Below are 16,217 nucleotides of genomic sequence, written 5' to 3'. Positions count from 1 at the left end.
GTCAGGAGAGCCCGACCGTGCGGTGAGGCCGCGTGATCTCGAGCACCACCACGATGCCCACCATGGCCACGGCCGCGACCACGAGGCTGAAGGGGGCGAGGGCGCTGAGGGCGATCGCCACCGCGAGCACGACGATGGCGGCATCCGCCCACCGTGGAAGCCGGTTCCTGAGCGCAAGCGACCAGATCCCCACCACGAAGAGCGCGACGGGAACGGTGGTGGTCGCGGCGGCGACAACTCCGTCGAGATCGGTCTGGTGGGTGTCGTGGTCGATGGCGACCTCGATACCCGCCGAGAACGCGCCGGCCGCCGCGAAGATCACGTAATGCACGTAGCCGAAGACGAACGATCCGCTCACGGTGGCCAGACGTTCGTGCTGTGGCCGGGCGAAGTAGACCCACCACATGCCAGCGGCCAACACCAGGCCCGTCACCGAGATGAGCACGAGCGGGGCGATCGCTTCGGTGTGCTCGAACGCGTCGATGAGGGCGTTCGCCGACGCCAGGATGGATTCGCCGAGGAGGATGAGGGCGAAGAGGCCGTACCGCTCGGTGATGTGATGCGGATGCGACGGGGTCACGCTGCGGCGCTCCGCCCACACCGGAACGGCCAGCTCCGTGAGGGCGAGGATGACGAATCCGGGCACCGTCGGGCCCCCGGGCAGCGCGAGCCACCACACCACCCACAGCACCTGCACGCCCGCGACGCCGATGGCGTGACGGAGCGCGGTCGAGCGGTGCTCGGGGGAACCCGCCGCCGCTCGCAGCCACTGCGCGACGGTGGCGAGGCGCATCACCACGTAGCCGATGACCGCGAGCCCGAAGTCGGTCTCCTGCATCGCCGGTCCCGCTCCCGCGGCGAGGAGAAGGGCTCCGCCCATCTGCACGATCGTGGTCACGCGGTACAGCCAGTCGTCGTTGTCGAAGGCGCTCGCGAACCAGGTGAAGTTCATCCATGCCCACCAGATGGCGAAGAAGATCATGAGGTACGGCCCGACGCCGTCGACGATGTGACCCTCCGTCTCGAAGTGGTGCAGGTTGCGGGATGCGATCGCGACGGCGACCACGAAGACGAGGTCGAAGAACAGCTCGAGTGCGCTGGCCGAGCGGTGGGGTTGCGCCGGATCGCGCGGGAGCACGGGCATGAGCCCCCAGCGGGAGGTGACGTGAGCGGCAGCCCTCGCCGTGCCGGTGTCCTTCGCCGTCGGTGTCACGTCAGGAGCCCTCCGAACAGGAGCGAGACCATCATCGCGATGATGACCGAATTGAACAGGAAGGCGATGACCACGTTCGTGCGCACGGTGAGCCACGCCCGCCGCGAGCTGATCTCGGCGGGAATGGTCGCCGCCATGGTGGACAGCAGCGTCGCCAGGGTGAAGTAGTCGCCGAACCGGGGCGCGTCGGGGATGTGGAAGCGGAAGGGCTCATCGTCGGCGGTCGCGCCGAGCCGCTGATATCGCTGCGCGAACGAGAACACCATCAGCAGCCATGAGCTGGCCACGGTCAGCAGAGCCAGCAGGATGTAGACGGGCTCGCTCCGGAACTCCTCCTGCTGCGCGATGGCGATGGTCACGATCACCGCCACGGCGGCGGCCGTGAGGGTGGTGTTCGTGGTTCCCGTCAGGTGCAGGAGTCGCGAGACCCCCCGGTCGTCACGGTCGTCGGACTCGGAGACGCGGCGGAGCGCTTCGGACGGGAGGCGGGAGTACACCCGGGCGCCCCAGGCGACGTACAGCACCGAGTAGACCGGCCACGCCACCACGTAGGCCGTCATCGACGACCTGCGCAGACCGGCCTCGGTGTCGGCGTCGCCGGTGGTGAGGGTCACCGCGACGGAGACCAGGACAGCCGCGGCACCGGCGATCGTTGCGCTCACGATGCCCCGGAAGCGATCCGATCGCAGCCAGTCGCGCGACCTGCTCACGTCACCGACCAGACAGTCAAGCGCTCAGAGGCTCGGGTCGACCGTGCACCGCTCCGGCGTCGAGGCGGCCGAGCACGTCGAGCTGCGCCGGGTTGTAGAGCTCGGCGAGAACCACGCGCACCGCCCGCTGCGCGGCGTGGTCGCGCCTGAGTGCCCGGGCGGCCGGTCGCGCCGACCACGGACGATCGGCCGAGCGCCAGTTCGCCCCCGACGCGGCCAGGCTGCGCGCGAGCCGTTCTCGCGAGCGCTCGGCCGAATCCGCTTCCAACGCATCGAACTGCTCCCTGAGATCGCGAGGCTCTGCTGCCACCATCCGCTTCAACCCGTTCACCGATTCGGTGCCATGCAGTCGGGTGAGGACGTGCAGAAGCGACCGGTCGGCCTCCGACAGTCTCAGTGCGAACGCCTCGAATCCGCGGGGCGTGTCGGCCGGCGCGCTGTCGCGGAGAAGGGCGGCGATATCCGCCCGTGCCCTGTCCAACCGTTCGATCTGTGCCTCGACCTGCGCGTCGAGCTCGTTCAGTCCGCCCGGCACCACCAGGCCGTGCTGCTCATCGCTCTGCACCTGCGCGAGCGGAACGCCCAGCTCGGCCAGGCGACGCACCTGGCTCAACCGCACCAGATGCCGCACCTGGTACTGCTTGTAACCGTTCTCGCATCGCTCGGGCGGATCGAGGAGCCCGATCGAGTGGTAGTGCCGCACCGCATTGACGGTCGTTCCTGCGAGATCTGCGAGTTCTCGGGTGCTCCACGTCACGGGATCGTCCCGCATCCGCTCTGCCGAATGCGATCAGACCGATCAGAACAATCGGAACCGGGGCCGCGAAGAAGGCGTGTCGTCTGCATGCTGTCAGGTTCGCAACCCCACGCCGCCCTTCGCGTCGGTGAAGATCACCTAGCCGCTTCGTGCGCCGACGGTCGCTACCCTGAAGGAGACGATGTCGACCTCGAGAGGGAGCGAACTGGTGGAACTCCTGGGTCGGCACGCCGAGCGCGCGGCCCTGGAGCGACTGCTCGCCGAGGCGCACGCCGGTCAGAGCGGATCCGTCGTGGTGCGCGGGGAGGCGGGGATCGGGAAGAGCGCGCTGCTCGACGACGTCCGCGAGTCGGCACGTCGCCGGGGGTTTCAGGTCGCGGCGATCTGCGGTATCGAGTCGGAGACGCAGTTCGCCTTCGCAGCTCTGCATCAATTGGTGGCGTCGATGCTCGACCGAGTGGACGCCCTGCCCGGCCCGCAGCAGGCTGCACTCGGCGTGGCCCTCGGTCTTCGCGGCGGCGACGCGCCCGACAGGTTCCTGGTCGGCCTGGCCACTCTGAACCTGCTGGCCGAGGTCGCCGGCGAGCGGCCGCTGCTGTGTCTCGTCGACGATGCGCAGTGGCTCGATCCGGCGTCGGCACAGATATTCGCCTTCGTCGCCCGGCGGGTCGCGGCCGAGGGGGTGGCGCTGGTCTTCGCGCGACGAGACCCGGGCCTCGGCGAGATCGATGTGTTCGCCGACCTCGCGCCCGAGCTGCGGCTGACGGGACTCGGCGACGCTGACGCGCGCACACTGCTCGACGACGGCATCCGCGCCCCGCTCGACGAACACGTGCGCGACCGCATCGTCGCCGAAGCACGCGGCAACCCGCTGGCGTTGCTCGAACTGCCGCGGAGCGCTGTCGCGACCCGCTTGGCGGGGGGCTTCGAGCTGCCTGATGTGCGCACGGTCCCGCGGCGCATCGAGGAGACCTTCGAACGGCGATCGGCCGGTCTGGCACCTGCCTCCCGGACGCTGATGCTGCTCGCTGCCGCCGACCCGACCGGCGACGCGGAGCTGCTGTGGCGCGCGGCCGACCAGGTGGGACTGCCGAGAGGGGCGGCAGGGCCGGCTGAAGCCTCGGGACTGGTGGAGATCGACTCGAGTGTGCGGTTCCGGCACCCGCTCGTGCGTTCGGCCGTGTACCGTGCCGCCACCCCCGGCGACCGACGAGCCGCGCACCGGGCCCTGGCCGACGCCACCGACCCCCTGGCCGCCCCCGATCGGCGTGCCTGGCACCGCGCACAGGCGGTTCTGGGCACCGACGACGATGTGGCCGCCGAACTGGAGAGCACGGCTGAACGCACACGCGCCCGCGGCGGTGTCGCGGCGGCGGCCGCCTTTCTGCAGCACGCGATGGAGCTCACCTCCGATCCCGCCCCTCGTGCTCGGCGTGCTCTCGCAGCGGCGCACGCGAAGCTCGATGCGGGTGCAGCGGAGGCCGCGGCGCAGCTGCTGGAGGTCGCGGAGGCCGGCCCGCTGGACGACCTGCAGCGAGCACGGCTCGAGCTGCTCCGTGCCCGCATCGCGTTCCACCTCACCCAGGGGAGCCACGTGCCGGTCATGCTGCTCGATGCTGCCGCGACTCTCGCGCCGCTCGACGCCCCGTTGTCCCGTGAGACCTACCTGCACGCGCTCGACGCGGCCATGATCATCGGCTCGGTCGATCACCTGCGAGGGGTTCAGGATGTCGCGGAGGCGGCCCGGGCGGCACCCGAGCCGTCCGACCCTCCCCGACCGCCCGACCTGCTGCTCGACGGTCTCGTGGGCATGTACACGCGCGGATACGAGGAGGGCGCACCAGCCGTAGTGAAGGCTCTCGAGGCGTTCCTCCACCGCGGTTTCGACGGGGAGGCGCTCGGCCAGATGGGCAGTCGTCGCTGGCTGTGGCTGGCGACGCGCGCCGCGACCGGGGTCTTCGATGCCGAACGCAGCCGGGTGCTGGCCGATCGCAATGTCGTGCTCGCGCGCGAGGCAGGCGCACTCGCCACGCTCCCCGGGGCGCTGGCGGCACGAGCAGGGCGGCACGTGCTCACCGGTGAGATCCCGCAGGCGATCGAGCTGGTGGCGGAGGGCGAGGCCATCACAGCGGCGACCGGAGCCGTACCCCTTCGGCACGCCAGGCTCATCCTGAACGCCTGGCGCGGTCAGGAGACGGATGCGCAGCGGCTCCTCGAAGCCACCTCCCGACGCGGCGACCGCCCTCGGGAAGGCGCCGAGGCGGCCACGGCGTACTACGCGCGGGCGGTGCTGCTCAACGGCCTCGGCCGCTACGGCGATGCGGCGGAGGCCGCGGCGCGGGCGAGCGCGATGGGAGAGCTCTCCATCAGTGCCATCTCCCTCCCCGAGCTGGTCGAGGCCGCCGCGCGAGCGGATCAGCCCGAGCGGGCCGCCGCCGCGTCGGAGGAACTGGGCGCCCGCGCTCGGGGGAGCGGCAGCGACTGGGGTCTCGGCCTCGCTGCACGCTCCCGGGCGCTCACGGGCTCAGGTGGCAGCAGAGGCGCCATCGACGACGACTACCGCGAGGCGATCCGCCGTCTCGGAGCCTCCGGAATGGGAGGCCACCTCGCGCGCACGCACCTGGTCTACGGAGAATGGCTGCGGAGAGAGGGGCAGCGTCAGGCTGCCCGCGAACAGCTCCGCACCGCCCACGAACTCCTCTCGACGATGGGCGCTGAGGCTTTCGCTGCTCGTGCCGCCCGGGAGCTGCGCGCTACCGGTCAGAACCCGCGGAAACGCTCCTCCCAGCCCTCGGACGGCCTCACCGAGCACGAGGTGCAGATCGCCCGGCTCGTCGCCACCGGGGCGACCTCTCGCGAAGTGGCGGCGCAGCTCTTCCTGAGTCCGCGCACCATCGACGCCCACCTGCGCAGCATCTTCCGCAAGCTCGGCATCACCTCGCGCCGCCAGCTCCGCGACCTCGAACTCCTCTGACTCGGGCACCGCCGCACGCCTTCTTGACCCTGTTGCTGGCACACGGTGTGCACTCGTGGGTGCGCTCCGAGCGCGTACGAACGATGCCGACGAGTCCGTAGGAGACCCCCATGACACCCGCACCCCCGACCGCACCCGCGATCGACCTCACCGACCGACCCTTCGGCGTGCACTTCCGCATGGCGCGCTGGAAGTCGCTCATCGTGCTCGTCGCCGTGCCCCTGCTGCTGCTCGTCGTGCAGATCCTGGTGTTCCAGATCGTCGTCCTCGTCGAAGGTCCCCCAGATCCACGGATGCCTCGGCTGACCCCGCTCGCGATCCTCGCCGCGGGTGTCAGCACGGCCATCACGGCGCTGGTCGCCACGGTGCTGGTGGCTCGGCTGGCGAAGGTCTCGTGGCGGAGCGTCTTCCGGCGCGACCGCACTTTCGACAAGCGCCGCCTGGGGGCCTATCTCGTGGCCTCGGCCGTGCTGGTCGGGCTCAGCGTGCTCGCCACCGCACTCATCGCACCAGGATCGACGGGGTGGGGCGCGCTCGACATCAGCACCACGACGATCGTCGTCATCCTGGTGACCCTGCTGGCCACTCCGCTGCAAGCCGCGGGTGAGGAAGTCGCGTTCCGGGGTGTGGTCGTTCCGGCAGCGGCCTCATGGTTCCGCGCCGTGCGCCCGGCGATCGCGCTCGGCATCGTCGTCTCGGGAGCGCTGTTCGCGGTCGTCCACGTGTCGCTCGACCCGTGGCTGGTGAGCTACCTCTTCGTGTTCTCGGCGTGCACCGTGATCATGGGGCTCCTCAGCGGCGGGCTCGAGGCCGCGATCGCGTTCCACGTCTCGAACAACGTCATCGCCGGAATCGTCAACGCCGTGTTCGCCGACGGTGGCGCGGCGACCATCGATCGTGCCGTCGGCGCAGGCCCTGGCCCGTCCCTGATCATCCTGATGGTCATGAATGTCGCCGTCGTGATCGCCGTCTGGCTGATCGAGCGCCGCCGACGGCCTTGACCTTGTCGCCGCCACAGAGTGTGCACTGCCAGGACACACGCATGAGAGTCGAGAGCGAGACCACCATGAACCATCCACCCACGCCCGTCGAGTACCACCGCGGACTCGTGAGCGACAAGCGCCGTGTGGGGCGAGGCATCCTGGCGATCCTCCTCCTGCTCGGCGGCATGCAGTTCTTCATCTTCACGCTCGCGATCGCGGCGACCCTCGTCGACGGGGTGATCGGCACGGAGAGCCGGGCGGGGTACACCCCGCTCGTCAATGCCGCCGGCGCGTTCGCTGTGGCCCTCCTGATCCCGTGGAGCATGCTCATCCAGCGCTGGCTCTACGGCGTGCGGGGCGGTTCGCTGTCGTCGGTGCTCGGGCGCTTCCGGTTCGACCTCTTCGGGCGAGCTCTCGTGGTGCTGCTGCCGGTGACCGTCGTGGTCCAGATCGTGTACTACTGGACGCCCCTGCCCCAGACGACCTGGTCGTGGCACGACACGCTCTTCCTGGTGGCCACGGCGCTCGTGCTGACGCCGCTCCAGGCCGCAGGCGAGGAGTACGGCTTCCGCGGGCTCATCATGCGGGTCGTGGGCAGCTGGACGCGCAATGCCCGCCTCGGTCTCGTGCTGGCCATCGTCATCTCCAGCGTGCTCTTCGCGCTGGTGCACGTCTCGACGAGCGGATTCCTGAACATCTGGTTCGTCGTGTTCGGGGCGGGCACCGCGTGGATCACCTGGCGCACCGGCGGGCTCGAGATCGCCATCGTGCTGCACGCCGTGTTCAACACCACCCAGTTCGTGATCGACGCGGCGCTCCAGGTCGATCCGACCGTGGCGACCGACCGCTCCGCCGGCGCTGTCGACGTCACCGCGCTCATTCCCATCCCCCTGATCATCGGCGCCGTCGTCGTCGTGGCGATCCGCACGCGCCGGTCGGGCACCACCATCGACTAGCGGATGCGGAGGCCGTCGAGCAGGAGGCGAACCATCGGGTTCGGCGAGCCGTCGGGGGAGGGGGCTCGGTGGCTGAGGTCGCCGACCGCCTGGAGGAGTTCGAGGGGGTCGACGTCGTTGCGGATGTCGCCTGCCGCCGCGGCTGCGTCGAGCAACGCGGTGAGGGCCGGGCCCAGTGTGCCGGTGAGGAGCGCGGGGAGGGCGTCGTACGCCGGATCACCTGAGCGCAGCGCCGCCGACAGGCCCTGCTTGGTGGCGACGAAGCGGGTGAAGCGGGTGATCCAGAGGTCGAGCGCGTCCTTGGGCGGGTGCGAAGCCAGCAGCTCGGCCGCGGCTGCCGCCGTCGCGTCGATCTCGGTGGTGAAGACGGCCGCCACGAGTTCGGCGCGGTTGGGGAAGTGCCGGTAGAGGGTGCCGACGCCCACACCCGCCTCCGCGGCGATCTCGCGAGCCGGCGCATCCACCCCGGAGCGGGCGAACACCGTGCGCGCTGCGGTGAGGAGGGCGTCGAGGTTCTGGCGGGCATCCGCTCGCACCTTGCGCGGTCCGGTCGATGCGGTCACACAGACGCCCCTTGCTTAAGCGGAACATTGTTCCGTATAGTGATCTACGTAGCGGAACGGTGTTCCGTATTCGATCCTAACAGGAGGACCCCATGCAGTATCGAACCCTCGGCCGCACCGGAATCACGGTGACGCCGTATGCACTGGGCGCCATGATGCTCGGCTCGTTCGGCAATCCCGACCGGCAGGAGGGCGTGCGGATCATCCACCGCGCCCTCGACGCCGGCATCAACTTCATCGACACCGCCGACCGCTACGGCGACTCCGAACAGGTGGTGGGTGAGGCGCTCGCCGGGCGGCGCGACCACGTCGTGCTCGCCACGAAGTTCTGGGGCCCCGTCGACGACGACGTCAACCACCGCGGCGCCTCCCGTCGCTGGATCATGCAGGCCGTCGAACGCTCACTCCGCAACCTCCGCACCGACCACATCGACCTCTACCAGCTGCACCGGCCCGACCCCGAGGCCGACATCGACGAGACGCTCTCGGCACTCACCGACCTCGTGCGGCAGGGCAAGGTGCGGGCGATCGGCACGTCGTCGATGCGCGGATCCGAGATCGTCGAGGCGCAGTGGGTCTCCGAGCGCCGCGGCTTCGAACGATTCCGCACCGAGCAGCCGAACTACTCCATCCTCGACCGCGAGATCGAGCGGGAGATCCTGCCCGTCGCCCAGCGGTACGGGATGGGCGCGCTCGTCTACAGCCCGCTGGCCGGCGGTGCGCTGACGGGCAAGTACCGCGCTGGCCAGGCCAACGACACCTTCCGGGCCGGCACCGGGATGCGGCACTTCCGTGATGACCGCCGGCTCGCCGCCATCGAAGAGCTCGTCGCGCTGTCGCAGGAGGTCGGCATCGCGCTGACGCACCTGGCGATGGCGTTCACGATCGCGCATCCGGGCGTCACCTCGGCGATCGCGGGGCCGCGCACCATGGAGCAGCTCGAGGACACCCTCGCCGGCGCCGATGTCTCGCTCTCGGACGAGATCCTCGACCGCATCGACGCCATCGTTCCGCCCGGCGAGAGCATCGGGGCGATGGACATGGTGTACCGCGGGCCCGAGGTCGAGGATGCAGCGCTGCGGCGGCGGCCCGCCTCGGCGAGGTCTGCGCGGTAGCACTCGCAGTGTGGCCGAGGGTGTCCGCCGCCGCTCACACCTCGCGCGTGAGTCCCCCCTGCGAGCGCGGGTACGGCCCCTCCGCGATCCGGTGACGGGAGTGCGTTTCGAGCCGCAACAGGATGAGGTCTCGCCGTCCGTGCATCCATAGCGGCGTGCACGCATCCCACTCATCGGCCGGCGGCACGTAGAGCACGGGCGGCGAGACACCCCACCCGGCGTCGAACAGGAACCCGCGTTGACCCTCCCAGTAGAAGACCTGCTCTTTCCACCGGGACTCGACCTCGAACGAATCGTCTACTCCCACGTACCCATCCTCGCGGAACGTCAGGCCCACGGCCGTCACTCCGCCCGAAGTGGGGAGTCGGAGAGCACAATTTGAGTAGTACTCAATTACTTATAGACAAGTACTTTGACCGGATCTACCGTTTGGGCGTCGGGTGAAATACACCCGGGAAAGGAACGCGATGAATGTGCGAGAGGGCCAATTCACTCGACGTCTGGCGGCCGTGGGTTGCGCACTGACGCTAGTGATCGGTCTCCAGATCGTAGGGAGCGGCACAGCTACCGCGACCGGGACCAGCTACAAGAACTGCACGCAGGGTCTGACTGTCACGGGCAAGAGTTCGCAGGCACTGGGCGGGCAGACTGCCTCGCCGACGAACCCGAACCCGAAGCTCGGTTGCGGCACTGCGAGGGTTCAGGTCCGGTACAAGGCGTATCCCGGGGGCCCGACCTACACAACGGTGTGGAAGTCCGCTGAGGGCATAGTCACGCACCATCCCGGCGGCACTGTCCTCGGAGCTCTGCATGACTGCGGATACAAAGCCTGGGGCTTCTCCGGCGGCTGGCCGTTTGCCACCTGAAGATCCACGACGTGAAGAGGAGAAGAGCAGATGCAAATCAGGAAGTGTTCGATCGTCGTAGCGGGAGCCCTCGGGCTCGTCGCTGCGGGGCTGTCTGGATGCGCGAATACCGCGGCGGTCGCGGACGAGGCGACGAGCCCCGAGTACTCGGCCTCCGCGGACCAGGCGGAGGCAATGGCGGACGGGGTGGTCGACCGCGCTGAGTACCGTGCCGGCTTCGCCCGGTTCCAGGCGTGTATGGCCGAGAGCGGCTATGCGGTCGACGTCTTGGATGACAGCGGAACGATCATCGATGCCCGGTACCTGGCGGAGGCGACCGACGACGGGACGGACGCTCGCTGCTACCAGACGGAGTTCAGGGACGTGGACGAGTCGTGGCAGGTCGCTCATCAGGACGAGCTGGCCGATGGAGCGCTGCTCGATGCCTGTCTCCGCGAGAACGGACTCGCCGTCCCGGAGACACGGCATGAGAAGGTGATGGCGCTCGCGGAAGCCGGGGTCGACTTCGGGTCGTGCCTCGGTGAGGAATGAGTGGGAGCTGAGCGGATGGCCACCGCCTACCCCTGGATTCTCGCGTCGAGCCGGGCCGATTGCGACCGGGCGCCGTGCTGATGCAGGCGAGGGCGAACTGGCTGAAGCCGATGAGAGCCGACGCGGTGCTGGCCGCGCGCGGCACCGCCGAGATCGCCCCGGCCACCGCGTTGCACTGCGCGCGAGGTGGCGCAGCGCGAGGTCGGTGGAGGGGGATCAGCGGTTCGAGACCACCACGGCCGCCACGAGCGCGTTCGTGACGACGGCGGTCATGGTGCGCGTGACGGCGGCCGCAGCCGCGTCCGCCGCCCAGTCGCCGCGTTCCAGTGCCTTCGCTCGGGTGGCGGTGTCGCCGGACCAGGGGATCTCGGGGTGCAGAACGGGCAAGCCGCCGCTCGCCGAGACGAGCGCGGTGATCGCGCCGAGGCGCTCGGAGGGGGCTTCGCCATCGACGAGCACGGCGCGCATGTCGTCGATCAGCCCGGCGCGGCGGCCGGAGCGGCCCTCGCTGAGGTCGGTCGCAGGGATGAATCCGAGCACCTTCTTCTTCGTGCGGTCGAGGTCGCCCCGCGCGACCAGCCGATCGAGCAGGGGACCACGCAAGGTCGGTCCGCTCGACGCGAGAACGCTCTGCACGCCGCGCGGCTTCTCGGCCACGGAGTCCCAGGCGGGGCGGAGCAGTTCGTCATCGGGGCGCTTGCCGGCAGCGCTGATCATCGTGCCCCGCAGGCCGGCGTCGCGGATGTCCACCCGCCCCTGCTGAGCCAGATCGGTCAGCACGGCGCCGCCGAGCACGTAGAAGAGGGTGTTCTCCCCGGCGATCGTGCCCGACGACGGCTGGAACAGCGCGAGGAGGACATCTTCGGCGATCAAGCGATCGCTGCCGGAGATGGTGCCGGCGCTCTGAGCTGCGTTCCCTGAAGTCATGTCGACCACATTAGCACACTGTACTAGCACGGTGTACTAAAACCGTCGACCCACCGAATAGACTCGACGCCGGAGGTTCGAATCCATGGAGAGCACACGCGATCGCATCCTCGCCTCGGTGACGGCGATGATGCGCGACGGCGCAGACCGGCTGAGCGTGCGAGCCGTCGCAGCGCACGCCGGAGTCGGGGCGAGCACCCTGCGCCACTACTTCCCGACCCAGCGCGACCTCATCAACGCCGCCCTCACCGCCACCTATGACGCGGCCATGCCCGACGAGCGCATCCGTGACACCTCGGTGCCGCCCCGCGAACGGCTGAGGGAGTGCCTCTGGCGCCTGTTCGAACCCCTCGGCACCACCGATGCCGACTCTTTCGAGGTCTGGCAGAGCATCTTCCGCGCCTTTCCTGGACCCGACACGACCCCGGATGCGCGCGCCGGCTACGACGTGATCGTGGCCCAGGCGGAGCGCCGGGTCGGAGCCTGGCTGGCGATCCTCGAGGCAGAGGGGGCGCTGGCGCCAGGTGACACCGCGAGGCGCACGCACCTTCTCCTCACCGTGGTCGACGGCCTCTCGATCGAACGCGCCCTGCCGCACCGCGCCGCGTACCTGGAAGACCAGGCGGCCACGCTCGCTTTCGCCGTGGACGCGGTCTTCGACCTCCCCGCCACGGCTCGCCCGGCGCGGTAGAACCCGACTACGGTGCCGCCGGGGCGTGGCGTTCCAGGAACTCGAAGACCTCTGTCGAGTCGACCCCCGTGAAGCCCGACGTGGGCATCGCCGCGTGCAGCGAGGAGTTGAGCCGGGCGCTCGGATACGCGTGCCCCGACCAACGGGTGGCGAGTGCGGTCGGCGGGCGACGGCAGCACGACTCGTCGGGGCATCCCGAGTGGAAGCGGTGGGGGGTGTCGCGGCCGCGGAACCACTTCGCGTGCGCGAACGCCGTGCCCACCGAGACCGAGAACTGGCCGCGGGCCGAGGGCTGGATGCGCGACGTGCACCAGTAGGTGCCCGCCGGCTTGTCGGTGAACTGGTGGTAGGGGCTGAAGCGGTCCTCGACGTCGAACACCCGGCGGGCGCTCCAGAAACGGCAGACGGTCTGTCCCTCGACCGCACCCAGCGCGTCCGTCGGGAACATCACGCTGTCGTTCTCGTAGGCCTTCGAGATGGTGCCGGACTCGTGCACCTTGAGGAAGTGCACCGGGATGCCGAGGTGCTGGGTGGCGAGGTTCGTGAAGCGGTGCGCCGCCGTCTCGTAGCTCACGCCGAACGCATCCCGCAGATCCTCGACCGACAGCTCGCGCGCATCCTTCGCCGCCGAGAGGATGTCGACGGCGCCTTTCTCGGGGATGAGGAGGGCGGCCGCGAGGTAGTTCGTCTGCACCCTCTGCTGCAGGAACTCGGCGTAGTCGTGCGGCTCGCCGAGCTGCAGCACGTGCGACGAGAGCGCCTGCAGCACGACCGAGCGCGGGTCGGCATCCGGTGACTGACCGAGCGGCACGTAGATGCGGCCGTTGCGGAGGTCGGTGACCGAGCGGGTCGACCCGGGGAGGTCGCCCACGTAGTGCAGGGTGAAGCCGAGGTGCGATGCCAGGTCGGAGGCCACGCGCTGCGACAGCGGGCCACCCGTGTGCCCGACGGCCGCGTGCAGCGCCGCCGCCGTCTGCTCCAGGTCGGCGAAGTAGTTGTGGCGCTCGCGCATCGCCTTCCGGAGCGACGTGTTCGCCCGCCGCGCCTCCTCCGGCGTGGCCGCGCGCTCGTTGTGCACGCGCTCGAGCTCGCGGTGCAGGCCCAGGATGGTCTCGATCGCCTCGTCGGAGAGCGATTTGCGCACCGGCAGCGGCGGCAGGCTGAGGGTGGCGAAGAGCGGACCCCGCTGCGCTCGCTCGAGCGCGATCTCGAGTGCGGCGCGCCGTGACGGCGGCTCGGCCGAGAGCAGCTGGTCGACGCTGATGTCGAACACCGTCGCGAAGCGCTGCAGTTCGCCGAGCTTGAGCTCGCGCTTGCCGTTCTCGATCACCGAGACCTGGGAGGGCGCTCGCCCGATGGCCGTGCCGAGAGCGTCGAGGGTGAGGCCGCGCTCCGTGCGCAGCTGGCGGATGCGGCGGCCGATGGTGAGGGAATCGAGCATGCACTCATCATCGAGCGGGGTGAGAGGCGAATCGGGCACACACGCAGTGTTTCATCGCCTGATCTTTCTGAAAACAGAAGAAGCGAAAAATTTCTAGCCGTATCGCGTCTGAAGAACGCCTACAGCGGCACCAGAGTCGAACGACAGCGACATTTCGACCGCGACCGACCCGAGGAGGAACCGCCATGTTCCGCGTCCGAGACTTCCACCCCGAGGACATCGACGCCGTCCTGCGGCTCTGGGAGGAGACCCGCACCGACAGCGACCCCGTCTACGGCCTCTCCGAGGTCATCTCCTCCTGCCAGGAGGACCACGCGGTGGTCGCGGTGCAGGACGACCGCGTGATCGGTGCCGCCGTGGGTCGCGCGGCGCACGCGCAGGGCTGGATCGTGTTCGTGGCGACCCAGGTGGAGTGGCAGGACCGGGGAGTGGGCAAGCGGATGCTCGCCGCACTCGAGAAGCGGATGGCCGGTCTAGGCCTGCAGAAGCTCTCGGTGCTGCTCCCCGAGTCTGCCGTGCGCACCGACGCGTTCAGCGACCAGGGCTTCGTGGCCAAGAAGAACCTGCGCTACTTCGAGCGCCAGCTGCCGGTGCAGCGCAAGGAGCTCGACACGCTCTCGGAGCTCGGCGGGCGCATCCTGCCGCGCGACCTGTGGGAGGGGATCGGCGGCATGCAGGCCGAGAAGGAGCTGCTCGAACGGCGGCTCGTGGCGCCCCTCGCCAACGCCGACCTGGCCGCGCAGTTCGGCGTGGTGCCGCCGAGCGCCGTCGTGCTGTTCGGGCCGCCCGGCACCGGCAAGACCACCTTCGCGCGGGCCATCGCCTCCCGGCTCGAGTGGTCGTTCGTGGAGGTGTTCCCCTCGCGCCTGGCCGCGGATCCGGCGGGGCTGGCCGGCGCGCTCCGCGAGACCTTCGTGAAGATCGACGACCTCGAGCACGCCGTCGTCTTCATCGACGAGGTGGAGGAGATCGCGGTGCAGCGCGGCGGCGAACCGCCCTCAGCGCTGCAGGGGGTCACCAATGAGCTCCTCAAGATCATCCCCGCCTTCCGCGACAAGCCCAACCGGCTGCTCGTCTGTGCCACCAACTTCATCCGTGCGCTCGACACGGCGTTCCTCCGCCACGGTCGCTTCGACTACGTCATCCCGATCGGGCTCCCGGATGCGCAGGCGCGCGCCTCCATCTGGTCGCGCTACCTGCCGGAGGCGTCGCGAGATGTGGACGTCGCCTCGCTGGTGGAGCACTCCGATGGCTTCTCGCCGGCCGACATCGAGTTCGCCGCCCGCAAGGCGTCGCAGACCGCGCTCGAGACCGCCCTCTTCGCCGACGTGCCCGTGCCGTCGACGGCCGGGCCGGAGCTCGAGCACTACCTCACGGCGATCTCGGGCACCCGGGCCACGGTGTCGCGCGACGACGCGGAGTTCTTCCTCGACGACATCCGGTCACTCGCGCGGGTGTGATCCACCGATCCGGTCGCCGCGGTCGATGCGGCCCGTGAAGCCGAGGAGCGCCTCGGCCAGCTCGGCCGGCGCCTCCTGTGCCACGAGGTGGCCGACGCCGTCGATGCGGATCGCCGTGAAGTCCGCCGCCGCCACCGGGCGGAACGACAGCTCCGTGAACGGGGCGTTGGCGCCGTCGATCGTGAGCACGGGGACGGTCAGCGGGCTCGCCTCCGCCAGAGCCTTCGTGGCACCGTCGTCGGTGAAGAGCGAGCGGTAGAGCCCCTCGGTTCCCCGCCACGCGCCGGGTCGTGAGTAGGTGCGCAGGAACTCGTCGATGTCCGTGGGGAGGATGGCGCCGTCGGTGGCGTTCATCATCGGGTACGCCCACTCGGCCAGGAGCTCGCGCTCGCGGCCAGGGAGGAGCAGGGAGGGGATGCCGGGCGTTCCCAGGAACCCGACGTGCCACGAGCCGTGGGCGTTCACGTCGGCGAGCGCTTCGAGACCGAAGCCGGCGAGGGACGATTCGATCGCCGTGAAGCTCTGCACCTCATCCGGATGCGTCGCCGCGAAGCGGAAGGCGAGGCCGCCGCTGATGTCCTGGGCCACGAGGTGCACGCGCCCGACGCCCAGGTGCTGCACGAGCTCGTGGAGGTCGTCGGCGAAGGCCTGCTCGCTGAAGTCGGAGGCGTCGGTGTTGTCCGGGTCGTCGGTGTTGTCCGGGTCGTCGATGCCGGAGTCGCCGAAGCCCCTCAGGTCGACCGCGACGACGTGGTGGCTCTCCGCCAACAGGGGGATCAGGGCGCGGAAGGCCCACCAGGTCTCGGGCCAGCCGTGCACGAGGAGCACCGTCGAGCCGGTGGATCCTGCGGTGACGTAGTGCAGGTCGACCCCGTTGAGGCGGGTGCGGTGATGCGTGATGCCGGTGATGGTGGCGCCGGCGGGTGGGACGACTGTCATGATCTCTCCTCGGTTCGGCTGACGATGCGAGTTCGACAACCAGGTTGTCTTTCCAGATTAGACAACTTGGTTGTCTATATCAACCCGTCCT

15 protein-coding genes are annotated in these 16,217 nt (G+C 69.7%); 7 read left to right on the top strand and 8 right to left on the bottom strand.

Annotation, left to right across the window (positions count from 1 at the left end; translation table 11 throughout):
• Position 1: 1 nt before the first annotated feature.
• From N1028_RS01475 to N1028_RS01465, 3 genes are read right to left on the bottom strand one after another with little or no spacing between them, the layout of a single operon-like run.
• A complete protein-coding gene (locus tag N1028_RS01475; RefSeq protein WP_259524982.1) occupies positions 2-1,213 on the bottom strand; it encodes a low temperature requirement protein A in 1,212 nt (403 codons plus the stop codon).
• Positions 1,210-1,923 carry a DUF1345 domain-containing protein gene (locus N1028_RS01470; RefSeq protein ID WP_259524981.1) on the bottom strand — a complete coding sequence of 238 codons (714 nt, stop codon included), beginning with the start codon at positions 1,921-1,923 and terminating at the stop codon, positions 1,210-1,212. The genes N1028_RS01475 and N1028_RS01470 overlap by 4 nt, the downstream gene beginning before the upstream one ends.
• A gap of 16 nt (positions 1,924-1,939) precedes the next feature.
• Positions 1,940-2,695, bottom strand: coding sequence for a MerR family transcriptional regulator (locus N1028_RS01465; RefSeq protein ID WP_259524980.1), 756 nt, complete (start codon positions 2,693-2,695; stop codon positions 1,940-1,942).
• 166 nt (positions 2,696-2,861) lie between these two features.
• Between N1028_RS01465 and N1028_RS01460 the strand changes: the two genes are divergently transcribed.
• The 3 genes from N1028_RS01460 (at position 2,862) to N1028_RS01450 (ending at position 7,593) form a co-directional block, all read left to right on the top strand.
• Complete coding sequence (locus tag N1028_RS01460) at positions 2,862-5,654, top strand: ATP-binding protein (RefSeq protein WP_259524979.1); 2,793 nt, start codon at positions 2,862-2,864, stop codon at positions 5,652-5,654.
• Between the two features lie 110 nt (positions 5,655-5,764).
• Positions 5,765-6,655, top strand: coding sequence for a CPBP family intramembrane glutamic endopeptidase (locus tag N1028_RS01455; protein ID WP_259524978.1), 891 nt, complete (start codon positions 5,765-5,767; stop codon positions 6,653-6,655).
• A gap of 41 nt (positions 6,656-6,696) precedes the next feature.
• Entirely contained in the window at positions 6,697-7,593 is an 897-nt protein-coding gene (locus N1028_RS01450) for a CPBP family intramembrane glutamic endopeptidase (RefSeq protein ID WP_259524977.1), read from the top strand.
• Here the strand turns inward: N1028_RS01450 and N1028_RS01445 are convergent.
• Positions 7,590-8,156: a TetR/AcrR family transcriptional regulator gene (locus N1028_RS01445; RefSeq protein WP_259524976.1), complete on the bottom strand. Its 567-nt coding sequence runs from the start codon at positions 8,154-8,156 to the stop codon at positions 7,590-7,592. The two genes, N1028_RS01450 and N1028_RS01445, sit on opposite strands and share 4 nt — an antisense overlap.
• 92 nt (positions 8,157-8,248) lie before the next feature.
• Here N1028_RS01445 and N1028_RS01440 point away from each other — a divergent pair, with 92 nt between their 5' ends.
• Entirely contained in the window at positions 8,249-9,271 is a 1,023-nt protein-coding gene (locus N1028_RS01440) for an aldo/keto reductase (protein ID WP_259524975.1), read from the top strand.
• A 34-nt stretch (positions 9,272-9,305) separates the two neighbouring features.
• Here N1028_RS01440 and N1028_RS01435 read toward each other — a convergent pair whose 3' ends face one another.
• Entirely contained in the window at positions 9,306-9,608 is a 303-nt protein-coding gene (locus tag N1028_RS01435) for a hypothetical protein (RefSeq protein WP_259524974.1), read from the bottom strand.
• 559 nt (positions 9,609-10,167) lie between these two features.
• Between N1028_RS01435 and N1028_RS01430 the strand changes: the two genes are divergently transcribed.
• Positions 10,168-10,668 carry a hypothetical protein gene (locus N1028_RS01430; RefSeq protein ID WP_259524973.1) on the top strand — a complete coding sequence of 167 codons (501 nt, stop codon included), beginning with the start codon at positions 10,168-10,170 and terminating at the stop codon, positions 10,666-10,668.
• 216 nt (positions 10,669-10,884) lie between these two features.
• Here the strand turns inward: N1028_RS01430 and N1028_RS01425 are convergent, their stop codons facing one another.
• Positions 10,885-11,595, bottom strand: a complete 711-nt coding sequence (locus N1028_RS01425) for a GOLPH3/VPS74 family protein (RefSeq protein ID WP_259524972.1) — start codon at positions 11,593-11,595, stop codon at positions 10,885-10,887.
• 85 nt (positions 11,596-11,680) lie between these two features.
• On the opposite strand from N1028_RS01425, the gene N1028_RS01420 reads away from it, so the two are divergent.
• Complete coding sequence (locus N1028_RS01420; protein ID WP_259524971.1) at positions 11,681-12,286, top strand: TetR family transcriptional regulator; 606 nt, start codon at positions 11,681-11,683, stop codon at positions 12,284-12,286.
• Between the two features lie 7 nt (positions 12,287-12,293).
• On the opposite strand, the gene N1028_RS01415 is transcribed toward N1028_RS01420, so the two are convergent.
• Positions 12,294-13,727 (bottom strand): XRE family transcriptional regulator, encoded by a 1,434-nt coding sequence (locus tag N1028_RS01415; RefSeq protein ID WP_259524970.1) that lies wholly within the window; start codon positions 13,725-13,727, stop codon positions 12,294-12,296.
• 185 nt (positions 13,728-13,912) lie between these two features.
• On the opposite strand from N1028_RS01415, the gene N1028_RS01410 reads away from it, so the two are divergent.
• Positions 13,913-15,187 (top strand): ATP-binding protein, encoded by a 1,275-nt coding sequence (locus N1028_RS01410; RefSeq protein ID WP_259524969.1) that lies wholly within the window; start codon positions 13,913-13,915, stop codon positions 15,185-15,187.
• On the opposite strand, the gene N1028_RS01405 is transcribed toward N1028_RS01410, so the two are convergent.
• A complete protein-coding gene (locus N1028_RS01405; protein WP_259524968.1) occupies positions 15,170-16,126 on the bottom strand; it encodes an alpha/beta fold hydrolase in 957 nt (318 codons plus the stop codon). The two genes, N1028_RS01410 and N1028_RS01405, sit on opposite strands and share 18 nt — an antisense overlap.
• Positions 16,127-16,217 lie beyond the last annotated feature (91 nt).

This window comes from Herbiconiux oxytropis (assembly GCF_024979315.1).
GTDB classification, from domain to species: Bacteria; Actinomycetota; Actinomycetes; order Actinomycetales; family Microbacteriaceae; genus Herbiconiux; species Herbiconiux oxytropis.
This window is presented reverse-complemented; position numbering and strand designations above follow the sequence as displayed.